Source organism: Butyricimonas faecalis (assembly GCF_003991565.1).
Classification (GTDB): domain Bacteria; phylum Bacteroidota; class Bacteroidia; order Bacteroidales; family Marinifilaceae; genus Butyricimonas; species Butyricimonas faecalis.
On the sequence record NZ_CP032819.1, the window covers coordinates 2,293,703 to 2,308,932 of the forward strand.

The 15,230-nt window shown below is 43.7% G+C and carries 12 protein-coding genes and 1 tRNA gene; 8 read left to right on the top strand and 5 right to left on the bottom strand.

The features are described 5' to 3' along the window. Positions 1-22: 22 nt before the first annotated feature. Positions 23-1,171: a FecR family protein gene (locus D8S85_RS10075; RefSeq protein WP_106480596.1), complete on the bottom strand. Its 1,149-nt coding sequence runs from the start codon at positions 1,169-1,171 to the stop codon at positions 23-25. A 173-nt stretch (positions 1,172-1,344) separates the two neighbouring features. Beyond that, entirely contained in the window at positions 1,345-1,914 is a 570-nt protein-coding gene (locus D8S85_RS10080; protein ID WP_106480597.1) for an RNA polymerase sigma factor, read from the bottom strand. 233 nt (positions 1,915-2,147) lie between these two features. Between D8S85_RS10080 and D8S85_RS10085 the strand changes: the two genes are divergently transcribed. Continuing rightward, positions 2,148-2,224 (top strand) — tRNA-Asn (locus D8S85_RS10085). Between the two features lie 444 nt (positions 2,225-2,668). Here D8S85_RS10085 and D8S85_RS10090 read toward each other — a convergent pair. Beyond that, positions 2,669-5,323 (bottom strand): sensor histidine kinase, encoded by a 2,655-nt coding sequence (locus D8S85_RS10090; RefSeq protein WP_158641548.1) that lies wholly within the window; start codon positions 5,321-5,323, stop codon positions 2,669-2,671. A 260-nt stretch (positions 5,324-5,583) separates the two neighbouring features. On the opposite strand from D8S85_RS10090, the gene D8S85_RS10095 reads away from it, so the two are divergent. The 4 genes from D8S85_RS10095 to D8S85_RS10110 all read left to right on the top strand — a co-directional run bounded on the left by D8S85_RS10095 (position 5,584) and on the right by D8S85_RS10110 (position 9,051). Next, entirely contained in the window at positions 5,584-5,901 is a 318-nt protein-coding gene (locus D8S85_RS10095) for a TusE/DsrC/DsvC family sulfur relay protein (protein ID WP_106625062.1), read from the top strand. A gap of 178 nt (positions 5,902-6,079) precedes the next feature. Next, positions 6,080-6,574, top strand: a complete 495-nt coding sequence (locus tag D8S85_RS10100) for a hypothetical protein (protein WP_127075032.1) — start codon at positions 6,080-6,082, stop codon at positions 6,572-6,574. Further along, positions 6,564-7,865, top strand: coding sequence for a (Fe-S)-binding protein (locus D8S85_RS10105; RefSeq protein WP_106480600.1), 1,302 nt, complete (start codon positions 6,564-6,566; stop codon positions 7,863-7,865). The genes D8S85_RS10100 and D8S85_RS10105 overlap by 11 nt, the downstream gene beginning before the upstream one ends. 22 nt (positions 7,866-7,887) lie before the next feature. Next, positions 7,888-9,051 (top strand): aminotransferase class V-fold PLP-dependent enzyme, encoded by a 1,164-nt coding sequence (locus D8S85_RS10110; RefSeq protein ID WP_106625063.1) that lies wholly within the window; start codon positions 7,888-7,890, stop codon positions 9,049-9,051. 125 nt (positions 9,052-9,176) lie between these two features. On the opposite strand, the gene ltrA is transcribed toward D8S85_RS10110, so the two are convergent. Continuing rightward, a complete protein-coding gene (gene ltrA, locus D8S85_RS10115; protein ID WP_127074879.1) occupies positions 9,177-10,583 on the bottom strand; it encodes a group II intron reverse transcriptase/maturase in 1,407 nt (468 codons plus the stop codon). Between the two features lie 676 nt (positions 10,584-11,259). Here ltrA and kbl point away from each other — a divergent pair. Beyond that, on the top strand, positions 11,260-12,450 hold the full coding sequence (kbl, locus tag D8S85_RS10120; protein WP_127075033.1) for a glycine C-acetyltransferase: 1,191 nt from the start codon (positions 11,260-11,262) through the stop codon (positions 12,448-12,450). Positions 12,451-12,573: 123 nt separating this feature from the next. Here the strand turns inward: kbl and D8S85_RS10125 are convergent, their stop codons facing one another. Next, positions 12,574-13,251, bottom strand: a complete 678-nt coding sequence (locus tag D8S85_RS10125; RefSeq protein WP_106480601.1) for an HhH-GPD family protein — start codon at positions 13,249-13,251, stop codon at positions 12,574-12,576. 246 nt (positions 13,252-13,497) lie between these two features. Here D8S85_RS10125 and D8S85_RS10130 point away from each other — a divergent pair, with 246 nt between their 5' ends. Together D8S85_RS10130 and D8S85_RS10135 are read left to right on the top strand one after the other, a co-directional pair. Further along, positions 13,498-14,028 carry a flavodoxin gene (locus D8S85_RS10130; protein ID WP_228423183.1) on the top strand — a complete coding sequence of 177 codons (531 nt, stop codon included), beginning with the start codon at positions 13,498-13,500 and terminating at the stop codon, positions 14,026-14,028. Positions 14,029-14,269: 241 nt separating this feature from the next. Further along, the gene (locus D8S85_RS10135) at positions 14,270-15,184 is read left to right on the top strand and encodes a helix-turn-helix domain-containing protein (protein WP_106480603.1); all 915 of its coding nucleotides are present in this window, start codon (positions 14,270-14,272) and stop codon (positions 15,182-15,184) included. Positions 15,185-15,230: the final 46 nt, after the last annotated feature.

Genomic DNA, 15,230 nt, shown 5'->3' on the forward strand with positions numbered 1-15,230 from the left:
CACCTCCTTTCCATTTATTTTTTTACTCGTCTTCGACAACAACAGTCTTGCCTTGAACGGAGAATTTCACTCCTCCCAAGCGTTCGAGCACTTTTAACAAAGCTTCCGCGTTCTCGTAACGTTTCAAGCGCCCTGAAAACATCATATCTTTTACAGCAGAATTCTGGTAAAACACGTCAACATCGTACCATTTCGATATCAACGACATGATATCTTCCAACCGTTGAGAAACAAACACGTACACCCCGTCTTTCCAAGAGACATACAATTCGGTATCCACCTCGCGAACTTCATGATTTCCATCCCGAACATCATACACCAGTTGTTCAGAAGGATGCAACACCGCCACTTCCCCCCGCGAGTTATCCACCTGCACACATCCCTCCACAAGCGTTGTCTGAACACATTTCTCGTCCGGATAAGCCCTGACATTAAACCGTGTCCCCAAAACCTTAACATCCAACTTCTCCGTGTTAACAATAAAAGGACGTTCAGCATCTTTCGCGACCTCTAGGAAAACCTCACCGGCAACCCAAATCCGACGTTCATCACCTTGGAATACAACCGGGAAACGAATGTAACTTTCCGAGTTTACCCAAATCCGCGTTCCGTCACTCAGCGTCACCTTGTATTCTCCGCCACGGGGAACCGTTATCTCGTTATAGGTCGTCTCGGCACATGTACTCGTGTCTTCAACTTGATAGTTCAACCCGCCCGGATCATTTACAATTCGTTTCGAACCATCCATCAAATCAAAATTCTCAGGACTCAACACTTTGGAACTCCCATCCGATAAAGTTAATGTTGCCAATGATTTACCCGGTTGCAAAGCAATCTTCCCCGAAGAAATCCCCTCTTGTTTCATTTGTAATAAAAACGTGACCAGCAAAGGCAGCACAATAACGGCAGCTGCAGCAACATATTTCCACATACTTCGCTTCCTCGTCCGAATCGTACCCCACAAACGGTCAAAATCATAATAGGAATCAAAACGCCGATACACGGCATCCTTATCCCGATAGGATTCCGAAGTTATTATTTGTTGAAACAATTTCCGATGATCCTCCGCGGCATTCATCCACTCCGTTAGTTCCTCCAGCTCGCTCTCGGTAATCGTTCCCTTGATGTAGGCAAAAATAATATCCGCTATCTTGAAATTCTCTTCTGACATAATCTACTTCTTTTTGTCACTATAACACGAAAACCATCAAAGCATACTAGTCATGATGCATTTTTTTTTGAAAAAAATGCATTTTATTATTTCCATAGCGATCACAAAGCCTTATGACAGTTCAAGGGAACAATTAATTGACCTGCCTTCAAATGTCGTTACAAGTATCGCGACTAACAAATATCAGATAATAATAACAAAAAGAATATTTTGTCTTGCAGCCTAGCCCGTAGAATTTCCCTGGCCCGCGCCCGTTGATTACGCACCGTATTTTCCGAAATATCCAAGGTCTTTGCAATCTCAGGTATGGACATATCCAATAACGTCAAATTAAAAACTTTCCGCATCGCCTCCGGCAAACGCTCCACCTCATTACGAATCTGACGATGCACATCCTCCTCTATCATAAAATCATTCTCCCGCACTTCCGCAAATGTCTCCAACTCCGAGTCATTAAAAGAAATTTTTCTCACCCTTGCATAATCACGGTTATAATTCAAACAAGCATTACGAACTGAAAGATACATGAATGAACGTAATGAATAAATAGATTGGAAATCGGTTCTTCGAGCCCATACTTTTATAAATACCTCCTGCACTATATCCACCACCGCTGCATCATTCTTCACGAAACGGGTTCCAAATGCACATAGTGCATGAAAGAACAGACGGTAAATCTCCTTTAGCGCACACTCTTTACCTTTGTTCAAATTTTGAAGTATATCTAATTCTATATCTTCCATCACTTCCGTTTCTATGTCTTACAAATGTATAAAAAACTCAACATTTTTTATATCTCTCAAAAACAAAAAAACAACACACACAATCTCTTTTTTACATCACGAAACACAATTCCTTGATTCTCAAAATACCAGCCTATCGTTTCATTTTTTTAGCTCATCAACCCATTTTTTTCTTCCATTTTATTTTGCGGAATTCAACAAAACCCCTATATTTGCATCGCTTTTGAGAAAATTCCTTAGTAGCTCAGTTGGTTAGAGCGGCGGACTGTTAATCCGTAGGTCGTAGGTTCAAGTCCTACCTGAGGAGCCAAGAAGTTGAAAGTCAGTAGAAATACTGACTTTTTTTAATGTCCAAATATTTGCCAAGCATGGGACTGTCTAACAAGTCTTATTCCTATCAATAAGCTACCCCCTCCAACTCCCCCTTACACAGGGGGAGGGTTGATTACCAAGCAGTTTTTCCTCCTATGTAGGAGGGATTCTGGGAGATAGTCATTAAATGGGCTCACGTGAATAGGTGAATATCTTGTTCTTCGCGGTGTCGATACCATTCTTTTCAAGCAAAGAGTTGGTTTAGATGAAAAAAGCAAATAGACCCTTTGATATAGTATTCAAACAAGTAGTTTTTTCCAATATATTTGGGGAACACCGACGCTTCACTTCCGCTCACGAGCGGAAGCGCACCGAAGTTGTACCGAAAGAATACCGAAATTATCACCTGTTTGCACCGGGACCACAACGGTTAATCACCGAATCATATCCCCTCCTCCTTTGGCTTCTGATAAGGAATTCTAAAATAAAACGTAGTTCCTTCGCCTAAAACTGACTCCACCCAAATCTGACCTTCTAGGAGTTCAATAATAGCCCCACAAATGGAAAGTCCCAACCCGGTTCCCTGCTTAAACTCATTCACTTTATAAAAACGATCAAAAATATGCTCCAGATTTTCCGGAGAAATACCTATTCCCGTATCTTTAACCCAACACTCAACCCATACATCATCCGAAGTAATCTTGGCACCAACGACAATATGCCCTTGCGTGGTAAATTTCTTGGCATTCCCTATTAAATTCATAAATACTTTTGTCAATTTCACCTCATCCGTCATAACCCATAATCCCTCTTGAGGCCCTTCATTTATCAACTTAACATCTTGCTCCATATTTAAGTGGCCGATATCCAACATGGAATGAACCAAGAAATGCAAATCACACTCACTAAAAAATACCTTGTCCATTCCGGCTTCCAAACGGGATAAATCAAGTACATCATCCAGCAACCCCAACAATGTCAAGCTATTATTCGTGATCATATCACTACTCAACTTTCTCTCCTCAGAGGAGATGCCTTCTTCCACCATCAAATTGGCAAAACCGACGATGCTGTTCAAAGGTGTCCGAATTTCGTGCGAAATATTCGCCACGAAAGCAGATTTCAACCGATCGGATTCCTCTGCCTTACCCATGGCTATTGCCATCTCTTCCTCTGCCACCTTGTAACGGTTGATATCTATTCCCATCCCGTACACGTATTTCGCTTTCCGTCCATCACTCATCTCCACGGACTCAACCACTCCCCGGTTCTCCAACCAGCGATACTCCCCGGGATATAAATAATCCACCCGGAAAACAACAACAAACTCTTTCAATTCCCCTTTGGCTATCCCTTTCAGACAAGTCAACAATTCTCCCCGGTCATCCGGATGGATATGAGCCATGTATTTTTCAATTGTACTTAAATCCCGATTCAATGCCTCATCCTTCGAGAAACTCTCTCCTATCGTCATGATATTATTATCCATATCATAACACCAAGAGTAAGCCTGCAAAGCATTTATCGAGATACGCAAAAAAGTTTGTTGCTGCCACTCCCGAGTAACATCGCGCAACATGATCACGGCCCCGTTCACGTCTCCATTTTCATTCAATAAAGGAGAAACGCTTCCTGTCACTTGTTGCACGGGAACCCCACACGAAATTAACACCGTATTCAATGCCAACTCCCGACGCTTGTTCTCTCTCATCACCTTCCGTACAAAATCTTCAATTCCATCCCCGACTTGATCGCGGTTGATCTCGCAAATCTCCTTCAAGGATTTACCAATCACGTTCCCTTCACATCCCAAACCGACCACCGAAGCATGGTTTAACTCGATCACTCGCAACGTCTTATCTACCACCAAAATGCCTTCACTCATAGAAGACAAGGTATTAGACAATATTTCGGTCTTTTTTTTCAACATTTCAGCCATCCGAAGGGCTGATTGTTCTAAAAAAACACTTCGATGCAACATTTCCCGATATCTCAAATGAGATAACACCAAGACCAAGACAAGCAGTAATAACAATACAAAGACAACTCCCGCAATCCAAATGTAATTCCCATACGTCCGCCAAAAGACATCCCGTTCATTAATAATCAAACTTTTACCCGGGAGATCCTTCCGTTCCACCTGCCAACGTTTCAATTGATTTTCATCAAAAACCGGAACAGGACGAACCGTATCTATCGGAATCGCTTTCGCCTGCTCTCCATTCAAAATTCGTTTCCCGATTTTTCCGGCCATGACTCCCATCTGATCGGCAAATGTCACCATTCCCCCAAAAATTCCCTTTCCCAAACCGTTATCCATCACCGTAAAAATCGGGACCGGACATTCATGAGCATACATGGAATAATAAATATCCGGATCGAGATACACGCCCCGTTTACCGTGTTGCCACGTGGTCAGGATAACAAAAGAAAGGGGATAAACCTCTTGCAACTCCTTTATAAAACTATTCACGTTCGAAATGGTGTCTCCCGCAAAGATTATCGGAAAACGCTCGCAATATTTGGACAATTGTTGTCGAGCCAAAGCCTCATGCACCCGCCCCGCTCCCGACAGATCCGAAAACACGTAAACTTTTTGCGCCTCCGGGAATAATTTCCGTCCTAACAAAAATAATTGCTCATAATCAATAGCGCAAATAACTCCCGTCACTTGATCAAAACCCGACTTTTTCGAATACTGCATAACACCACAAAACACGATAGGCGTTTCCTTTACCAGAGGAATATCCAATGAAAAAAGGGCTTTATTGGCCTCTTCGTCCAAAACAATTATCAAATCCAACTTTCCCTTAATCTCCCGTAATTGTGCCTCTAATAAAGAATTTCTCACCTCTGTACTTGTCAGCCGTTTAGAATCCAAATAAACTACCCTCAAATCTATATTGTATCCCGTCCGTTCAAGCTGTTTTCTCACCCCATTCAACACCTTACGTTCCCACACTTGTTCCGGATGATACGAGCTAACAAACAAAACCCGTCTGATTTCTAAAGGAGTATCAACACTCCCTTCAACACGCTGGGCATATCCCAACTCCCCACACCCAAAGAACAGTACAAACAATAGAAAGACTTTCATAGGCCAATATTTTTTCGTAATCCAACACATACTTTCATATGTAAAGGTAATCTTTTTATCCAGAATCAGACACAAATGCGACTATTTTGCAAAAGTTGCACATGAAAATATATCTGAATTTCAATTTCAAATTCTTTAACGCCCTACTCCCACGCGGGAAAGCACATAATCACACATATTTCTTTAATACACAACCAAAATCATTGTTGTTGTTTCAAATATTTATTATATTGCAAATCAATCTAAAACCAATAAACATTATGGCAACACTAGAAATTCATGGAAAGACGTTCGAAGTTGATGGCGACGGTTTCCTCACCGATCCCTCCATCTGGAATGAAGACGTGGCAAAACTCTTTGCAGAGGCAGATGGAATCACGGAATTAAACGACAAACATTGGGCAATTATCAAAATTATTCGTGATAATTTTGAAGAAAAGGGGAATGCCCCGATGGTACGTACCATCTGCAAAGAAACAGGACTAAAATTGAAAGACATTTATGAATTGTTCCCATTAGGACCAGCCCGAGGAGCGTGTCGGGTGGCCGGGTTACCGAAACCCGACGGGTGCGTCTAATATCCACGACCATGTCTTGGTATATTTGGACTTCGTTAGCTGCACTTCTTTTTTGCGTAGTGCTACTGGGGGATATTTCGTACGACTTTTAAAACATGGTCCTCCCAAGGACCTTTCGCAAAAGTCGGGAAATATTGCCCAGGCAGTCTGTTACTCTTGTATCGGAGCCATGTCACCTATGCAAAAAGAATCAGCCTATTTACACCTGCCCACTTACACGGCAGGTATATTTTTTCATATAGGCAACTTTTTGGCAATAGCCGTGTATCTTCTATTCACGCTTGCGGTTATTTTCAAATTCCAAATTCCTATTGAAAGCGCAACGAACCTCATCGTCATGATCTTGGCAGCGATCATCTTTATTGCTGCCATTTGCGGGCTGGCTCTATTTATCAAACGACTGGCCAAACAAGAACTCAGGGAGTTATCCTGCGCGGATGATTATATTTCTAATCTTCTCTGCACCATCATGCTCTTTCTGACGACCTACTGCCTACTCACCTTACAGTTCGGGGCGGCATATTATATCATCATGGCTCTTCTCTTCGTGTGGATGCCCCTGGGCAAAATCAAACACGTGCTTTACTTTTTCTTTGCCAGGTATCATTTGGGCTTTTTCTACGGTTGGCGTGGAACATGGCCTCCTAAAAAAGCGATTCAATATGACAAATAATATCACAAACGAACAAAAAGCCAAAGCCCTCGCCATTATCTCGAACACGAATGACAGCAAATTGGAAACTCACTTGAATGCCTGTGTTCGTTGCGGTTTGTGTGCATCCAGTTGCATGTACTACCTCACGATGAAAGAAGGCAAATACATCCCGGCACGAAAAGTAGACCTCGTCAGTTCCATTTACCGACGTTACAAAACATGGCAGGGAGCCATGTTCCCGTCACTATTTCATGCCCGGGAACTGAATCAAGAAACATGCGACGAAATGGTTGACTCCCTGTTCGGGGCTTGCACCATGTGCGGGCGCTGCGTAAAACACTGTTCGATCGGGGTGGACATTCCCTTCCTGGTAAAAAAAGGGCGCGAAATGCTTGCTGTCATGGGACTCGTTCCAAAAACACTCCAAGCAACCGTCGATGCGGCAGTCAACACCGGGAACAACATGGGTATTCCCACCGAAGAATTTGTTGACACGATACAATGGATGGAAGAGGAACTGCAAGACGAACTGGAAGACGAGAAAGCCGGCATCTTTCTTGATCTGCCCGACAAAAACGTCTTTTATACCTTGAACCCGCGGGAACCCAAATTCTTCCCTCTATCAATCTCTGCCATGGCAAAGGTGTTCTACGCCGCAGGAGAAGAGTGGACCCTCTCGTCCAAATACTACGACGTAACAAACTACGGGTATTTCAACGGCAACAATGAAGAGGCCACTCAAATCGCCCGCAATCTTTACGATGAAATTCACCGCCTACACGGCAAACGTCTTGTCCTCGGGGAATGCGGTCACGGCTCAAGAGCCATGCGCTGGGAAGGTCCCAATTACCTCAAGACTCCGTATGATTTTGACACGCTTACCGTGGTTGAACTCATCGGGGAATACATCCGAAGCGGCAGGATCAAGCTCGACAAAACACGGAACAACAAAGTCGTCACTATCCACGACCCGTGTAATTTGGTTCGTAACGGGGGACTTCTCGATGAAATCCGTTTCGTGGTCAACGCGGCTGCCGCAAACGTGGTGGAAATGACACCCTACGGCACGGACAACTTCTGCTGTGGCGGTGGTGGCGGGGCTCTCGCGATGAGCGAGTACAACGAACGTCGTCTGAACATCGGCAAAATCAAAGCCGATCAAATCACCGCGACAAAAGCCGAGATTGTCGTGACCCCATGCCACAATTGTGTAGACCAGCTATCTCAAATTAATCATACATACAAACTGGGTATCACCATAAAGACGGTGGCGGAATTGGTTGCAGATGCCCTGGTCATTGAAAGTTGAAAAACCTAAAATTTATAATCTTATGAGCAAATTAATCTACCTAGACAATTCAGCAACCAGCTTCCCGAAGCCGGATGTAGTTTATGATTTCATGAACGACTTTTATCGTAAACATGGTGTAAACCCGGGACGTTCCGGATTTGATGCTGCCGTTGAAACGGAAGAGGTTGTAAATTCCACCCGTAAAATGTTGACCAAACTATTCAACGGCGGGAATGACCACAACAGACTAACGTTCAGCTATAACGCCACGGACTCCTTGAACTTGATCATTAACGGCCTAGTAGAAAAAGGCATTCACGTGGTGTCAACCATGCTGGAACACAACTCCGTGTTGCGCCCGTTGAATATGCATCATCAAAACGGGACCATTGACTTGACTTACGTGCCTTTCGACGAGCACGGCTATGTACATCCCGATGATATAAAGAACGCCATTCGCCCGAACACGAAATTTGTTGTCGTGACCCATTGCTCCAACGTGCTGGGAACGATCCAACCATTGACTGAGATCGGCAAAATCTGTAAAGAGAAAGGGGTTATCTTCGTGGTTGACGGTAGTCAAGGAGCCGGAGCTGTTGACTTAGACATGCAGGAATCCGGCATTGACGTGTATTGCTTCACGGGCCACAAATGCCTCATGGGCCCGACAGGTATAGGCGGTTCATACGTGCGTGAAGGTATCGAAATCAAACATACCCGAGCCGGAGGTACCGGAGTCCGCTCCGCTTATCCCGTACATCTGGACGAATATCCTTACCGCTTGGAATACGGGACCCTTAACTTGTTAGGGGTTGCCGGATTGAACGCCGGGGTAAAATGGATTCAAGAACAAGGAATCATGAACATCCATCACCGGGAAATCCTACTTTGGGATAAACTCCGCAAAGCTTTACAGGACATCGAAGGAGTAACCACTTATTGCGCCAGCAGCATAGAAAACCAGAACCCGGTATTAAGCTTCAACATCAACGGCTTCGACTCGGGAGACGTGGGAACCATGCTTGACGTGGATTATAATATTGCCGTACGTACCGGATTACAATGTGCCCCGAAAGTACACGAAGTCATCGGCACATTCGATCTTCACGGAACTGTCCGCATGAGTATCGGCGCTTTCACCACGGAAGAGGACGTGAACACAGCTATTGAGGCTGTGAAAGAAATTGCTGCAATCAGGAATTAATCACCGAGGCTGAACAGGTCTTATCCAACATCAATCGAGTAGGAGGAAAACGAAGCAGTTTTCTTCCTACTTTCGTTTTCCGACCTCTCACACCACCGTACGTGCGGTTCCGCATACGGCGGTTCCTATTTTGGATACCAATCGAGATACGACCCTATTAAAGTAGCATACCCTGCGGAGCGTAGTTTATTGTTATCTATCGCCCTTTTTAGAATAGGGCTATCAGCTATTCGCCAATAGCCCTTGCGAGTATTTCCCCATTCGTATGCTTGATATTTATTGATACCACATATGATGAGGTTTGCCACTTTTGTCTTGGCTTTCTTCCAAGCTTTCCATATACACATGCGGATTCTACGCCTTAGCCATTCGTCTGTTACAAGCAAGAGACGCTTCATATTGGCAAGGTGATAATAGCCAACCCAACCTCTTATGTATTCTTTCAGCTTTTGCTTTCTCTTGGCATATCCCCATCCGTTGCTGCGACTTGTCAGTTCTTTCAATTTTGACTTCATCTTGTCCTTGGACTTGGGATGCACCGTGAGTTGGCATTTGCCTTTCATCACATAGAAGGAGTAGCCGAGGTATTTCGCTCCGCGCACATACGACACTACGGTCTTTTCCTTGTTGACTTTGAGATATAGAACATTTTCTATAAATCGGGTTATAGACTCCTTCACTCGCATTGCAGCCCTTTTTGACTTGCAGAATATCATCGAGTCGTCAGCATAACGCACAAAGGGGAGTCCTCTGCGTTCGAGTTCTTTATCCAATTCGTTGAGCATGATGTTACTCAACAACGGACTTAGCGGTCCTCCTTGGGGAGTTCCTTCCTCGCTCGCTTCAAACAATCCTTTGTTCATTACACCACTTCGGAGATATTTGTGTATAAGGCTGACTACTCTGCCGTCTTTTATCGTACGGCTGAGGATTTCTATGAGCTTGCTATGGCTCACGGTGTCGAAGAAGCGTTCAAGGTCGAGGTCTACTACATAGGTGTAGCCCTCGTTGATTATCCTTTGCGCTCCACGCAGTGCATCATGGCATCCTCTTCCCGGACGGAAGCCGTAGCTTGTCTTGGAGAATTGGTTCTCATAGATGGGAGTCAGTACTTGGTTGATGGCTTGTTGCACCACACGGTCTACAACCGTAGGTATTCCCAACAGGCGCATCTTGCCGTTGTCTTTGGGTATTTCTACCCTTTTCACTGGGTTCGGACGGTAAGAGCCGTCCATCAAGGAACGGATGAGCACATCCTTGTTGGTCATGAGCCATGGGAGCAACTGCTCACATGACATCTTGTCGATACCACCACAGCCTTTGTTTCTCATAACAGCCTTGTAAGCTCGGTTGAGATTCGTAGGACTGAGGATTTGCTCGAAAAGGTGTTCCTTGTAGAATGGTACTTCCACGATGTTGTCTTCACACATCCACATGAAGGTCTGCACTCCCCCATACCATTCGGTTTCCGACCTATCTCTTTGGGGGCAGCCATTAACTTGGGATAATGTTTTCTGCATTCTTTCCTTCATAAGGTATGTTTCAATTACTATCGTTTAATTGTTAGGTTCAGCCCTTCATGCAATGTTATCGATTATTGCAATACTATGGCATCTGCTGACTTCTCACGGCAAGCTTTACTCCGCTTCTTTCGTAAAAAAAAAAACTATTTGAAGCGTCCGTGAGACCTCCTCGGATAAGAGCATTGTCTTTCCATCTTATACCCACTTCATTTACACCGACCGTTCCGAATAGCTATAGGGCTTTGGCTTGTCGTGCAGCCTTACCCACGGTCATATGCCTTATATGAAGTTTCTGTCCGTTAGGTCAGATGTTTGCCGCCGGCTTCTTTCAGATTTCACCTCACGATGAACACCCTTGCCTTGGGCTATGTAATTCCCGCTATTAGGGCTTACTCGGGACTTGCACCCGTTAGACAATGCTCATGCCGAGCATACACGAACTACCCCCTCCCCTTGCACCGGGGAGGGGTGATTGCCAAGAGGTTTCCCCCTCCTTATACAAGAGGGGGTAGGGGAGGTTGTCGTTAAAAACAGACTTGCTAGACAGTCTCAAGTTTTTATCCCCGAATCATAACATTTCACAACTTATTTACCAAATAAAATACGATATCTTCATTTTCGAATACGTCGTAAATAAAAATTCATTACTTTTGAGGCCATTAAAACAAACATAAAAATTAGTTATATGTACGGAAAATTTCAAGACTTTTTAAAGACTGAATTGCAGTCCATAAAAGACGCCGGCTTATACAAGAGCGAAAGAATTATCGTTACCCCGCAAGATGCAGAAATCAAGCTTGCCACGGGAGAAACTGTATTAAACTTTTGTGCAAACAACTATTTAGGACTTTCTTCTAACCCGACGGTTATCGAAGGAGCCAAGAAAGCATTGGACAGCCGTGGTTACGGAATGTCTTCAGTGCGTTTCATCTGCGGAACCCAAGATATTCACAAAGAATTGGAAGCTAAAATCTCTCAATTCTTCGGAACGGAAGATTCCATTCTTTACGCTGCTTGCTTCGATGCCAACGGTGGTGTGTTCGAACCGTTATTCGGTCAGGAAGATGCCATCATCTCTGATGAATTGAACCACGCTTCTATCATTGACGGTGTTCGTCTTTGTAAAGCCGTACGCTACAGATACAAACACGCCAACATGGCTGACCTCGAAGAGCAATTAAAAATTTCCCAAGCTCAACGCTACCGGATCATCGTTACCGATGGTGTGTTCTCCATGGACGGGGATATTGCCAAAATGAACGAAATCTGCGACTTAGCTGAGAAATACAATGCATTGGTAATGGTTGACGATAGCCACGCTGCCGGATTTATCGGTAAAACAGGTCGTGGATCTGCAGAACACCACAATTGCATGAACCGTGTGGACATCTTCACAGGAACCCTCGGTAAAGCACTGGGTGGAGCTATGGGTGGTTACACGACCGGTAAAAAAGAAATCATCGATATGTTGCGTCAACGTTCAAGACCTTATTTGTTCTCTAACTCCTTGTCTCCGGCAATCTGCGGTGCTTCTATCGCCGTGTTCGACATGCTGTCAAAGAGTACTGAATTAAGAGACCGTGTCATGGACAACGCTAACTACTTCCGTGCTAAATTAACGGAAGCCGGATTCGATCTGAAACCGTCAGAATCAGCAATCTGCGCCTTGATGCTTTATGATGCCGTTCTTTCTCAACAATTCGCTGCCGAATTACAGAAAGAAAACATCTATGTTACCGGATTCTACTACCCGGTTGTACCGAAAGGACAAGCCCGTATCCGTATCCAATTGTCTGCCGCTCATACGCGTGAACAACTGGATCGTGCATTGGCTGCCTTCATCAAGATTGGTAAAAAATTGGGAGTTATTAAATAAAGAAGATAACACCTACATCATAAAAAACAGTTTGAGAATGATTCTCAAACTGTTTTTTAAGTTGAATGCTCCATGGTTTAAATGAACGATCAGGAAAATTGTTGCAAAGACTGCTGAAGATTATCACTCCGGCTTTTCAGTCACGTCACCTTGGAATAACTCATAATATCTACAATATTTGTTCAACACACACTTCCCACATAACGGATTCCGGACTTTACACACCAATGCCGCATAATCCAAAATAGCCCAGTTCAACTCCTTACACCTACGCACCTCGATGATATCGTTGGCCAATTCTTGAATCTCTTTATCATGGCGCACGTCAATAAAATCTCCCGGTTTAAAATAACGTTTTAGCAAACGGGACATATTCACATCCAACAAGGGTTTGCGATTTTTCAAGATAAACAACTCGAAAGCATTGGTGACATACAACCCGATAAAGCCGGAATCTCTCAATTCATTCTCATCTCCAGGAATTCTCCCTCCCCGTCTGCGAATATCTTCCCCCAATTTATACAACCGCCGAGCCCGGTGATGATATAACCCCAAAGGTTTCATAATTTCTTCCAACTCTTCAAGCGAAGCATTCGCCAAAGCGTTCCAATCGGGAAATTTAGAGAAAAACGTATCATAGTACTTTGCCACCGTCTCCGCTTTCGTGCGCTGTAACAAAATTTCAGAAACAATTTGCTGGTACTTTGTCGCCTGATCTTCTCGCCACGGGAATATCCGGTGATTCTCATCGAACCACTTCAACAACCGATGTTGCAGATATTGAACCATGACTTCCCGCATAAATTTCAATTTACATTTAAGCCCAACATGTACGTCCTTTGGAATTTCTTCTTGCCAAACAAAAATAATAATTCTCGTTTAAGTTTCTCTATCAAACATTTGAAATCAGTAAAAATGGTACACATATCTGTAATTTATCTACACTCATTTTTTCTGATACCTCATACATTTGTATTACAAAAATAATGAACAACTTTATAATGTATCATGATGAAAACAATGTACTTTTTAATAATTGCAACAGTTATGGCAACATTTAGCATGAGTGCAGAAGCACAAAAAACTTCTAACGGGAAAAAAGTGTTGGTCGCTTACTTCTCACGCAGCGGGAACACGAAAGCGATAGCAAATTATATCAAAGATCTGACAGGCGGAGATTTATTCGAAATTCAAACAGCCAAACCATACCCGGCAGACTACCACGCTTGTACGGAAGTAGCCAAAAAAGAAAAAAACGACAATGCCCGTCCCGCATTAAAAGAGAAGGTGAAGAATATGGAAGAGTACGACATTATCTTTATCGGTTTCCCGAACTGGTGGGGAACGATGCCCATGCCGATCCTGACCTTCTTGGAAAGTTATAAACTGGAGGGTAAAATCGTGATCCCGTTTTGCACTCACGGTGGAGGCGGTGAACAAAGTTGCTTTAAGGATTTCGTGAAAAACACAAGCAAGGCCACGAATAAAAAAGGATTTATCACCAGTGGAGGTGCGGCAAGTTCTGCTCGTCCGCAAGTAGAAAAATGGTTGAAAGAAATTGATATTATAAATAAATAACCCGTCTTAAAAATAACGATTTATTTATTTCAACTACTCTATACGAGGGTGTCTAACAAGTCTTATTCCTATCAACAAACTACCCCCTCCAACTCCCCCTTACACAGGGGGAGGGTTGATTACCAAACGTTTTCCCCTCCTGTGCAAGGAGGGGTTAGGGGTGGTAGTCATTAAAAGACTGACTTGTTAGACACACCTTCATTAGTAACCAGCCAACTTGTCAAAGGCAAATCATATTATCATGATCCATCACACCCAGAAAATAGAATCCATCAGTCAGTTTAACACGCTAATCGGGCAAAAAACACGCCACCCGCTCCTAAGCGTTATTGACTTAACCGAGGCTACCCGCCTCGACCAACTCTCTATTTCCGGTGATTTTTATACCCTATTCTTCAAACAAGTACCATGCGGTGATTTCAGATACGGCCGCAGATGTCATGATTTTCAATCCTGTACTCTCGTATTCAAAGCTCCCGGACAAACCATTGACGTTAATCGCCACGATCTTCCGGAACAAACCCATATTCTTGGCATCGCATTCCATCCCAAAGTATTTAACGAGGCACCGCTAGTCTGCAAGAAATCCGAATACACGTTTTTTTCCTATCAGGAAAATGAATCCCTTCATTTATCCGAACGGGAAAAACAGATCGTCTTAGGATGCATGAGCAATTTCCAAAAAGAGTTGCTACGAGACATTGACCGGTTCAGTCTCCGGTTGCTAGCCGTGCATCTCGAATTACTCTTGGATTACTGCCTGCGATTTTACGAACGCCAATTTATTACCCGCTGCCATATAAATAATGATATTTTGACGTATTTCGACCAGCTTTTAGAGCAGCATCTCCAATCGGAACACGAAGTAAAAACCGAACTGCGCTCGATCGAATACGTCCATGACCACCTGCCTCAATCCCTTGCCTATCTCAATGATCTCGTACGAGTTGAAACCGGGAAAACACTCCGAGAATACGTACGTTTAAAAAAAATAGACATCGCCAAAAGCCTTGTAACAAGCTCAAATAAAACTATTTCCGAAATCGCACTCGCGTTAGGTTTTTCTAACACCCAAACATTTCTCTGCCTGTTTAAAAGACTCGTAGGTTGTTCCCCGAACGAATACAGGCAACAAGGAAACAATAAACCGAACTAGCTCATTCGCTCTCTTCTTTAAAATTGATTTCCAGTGGGATAATTAC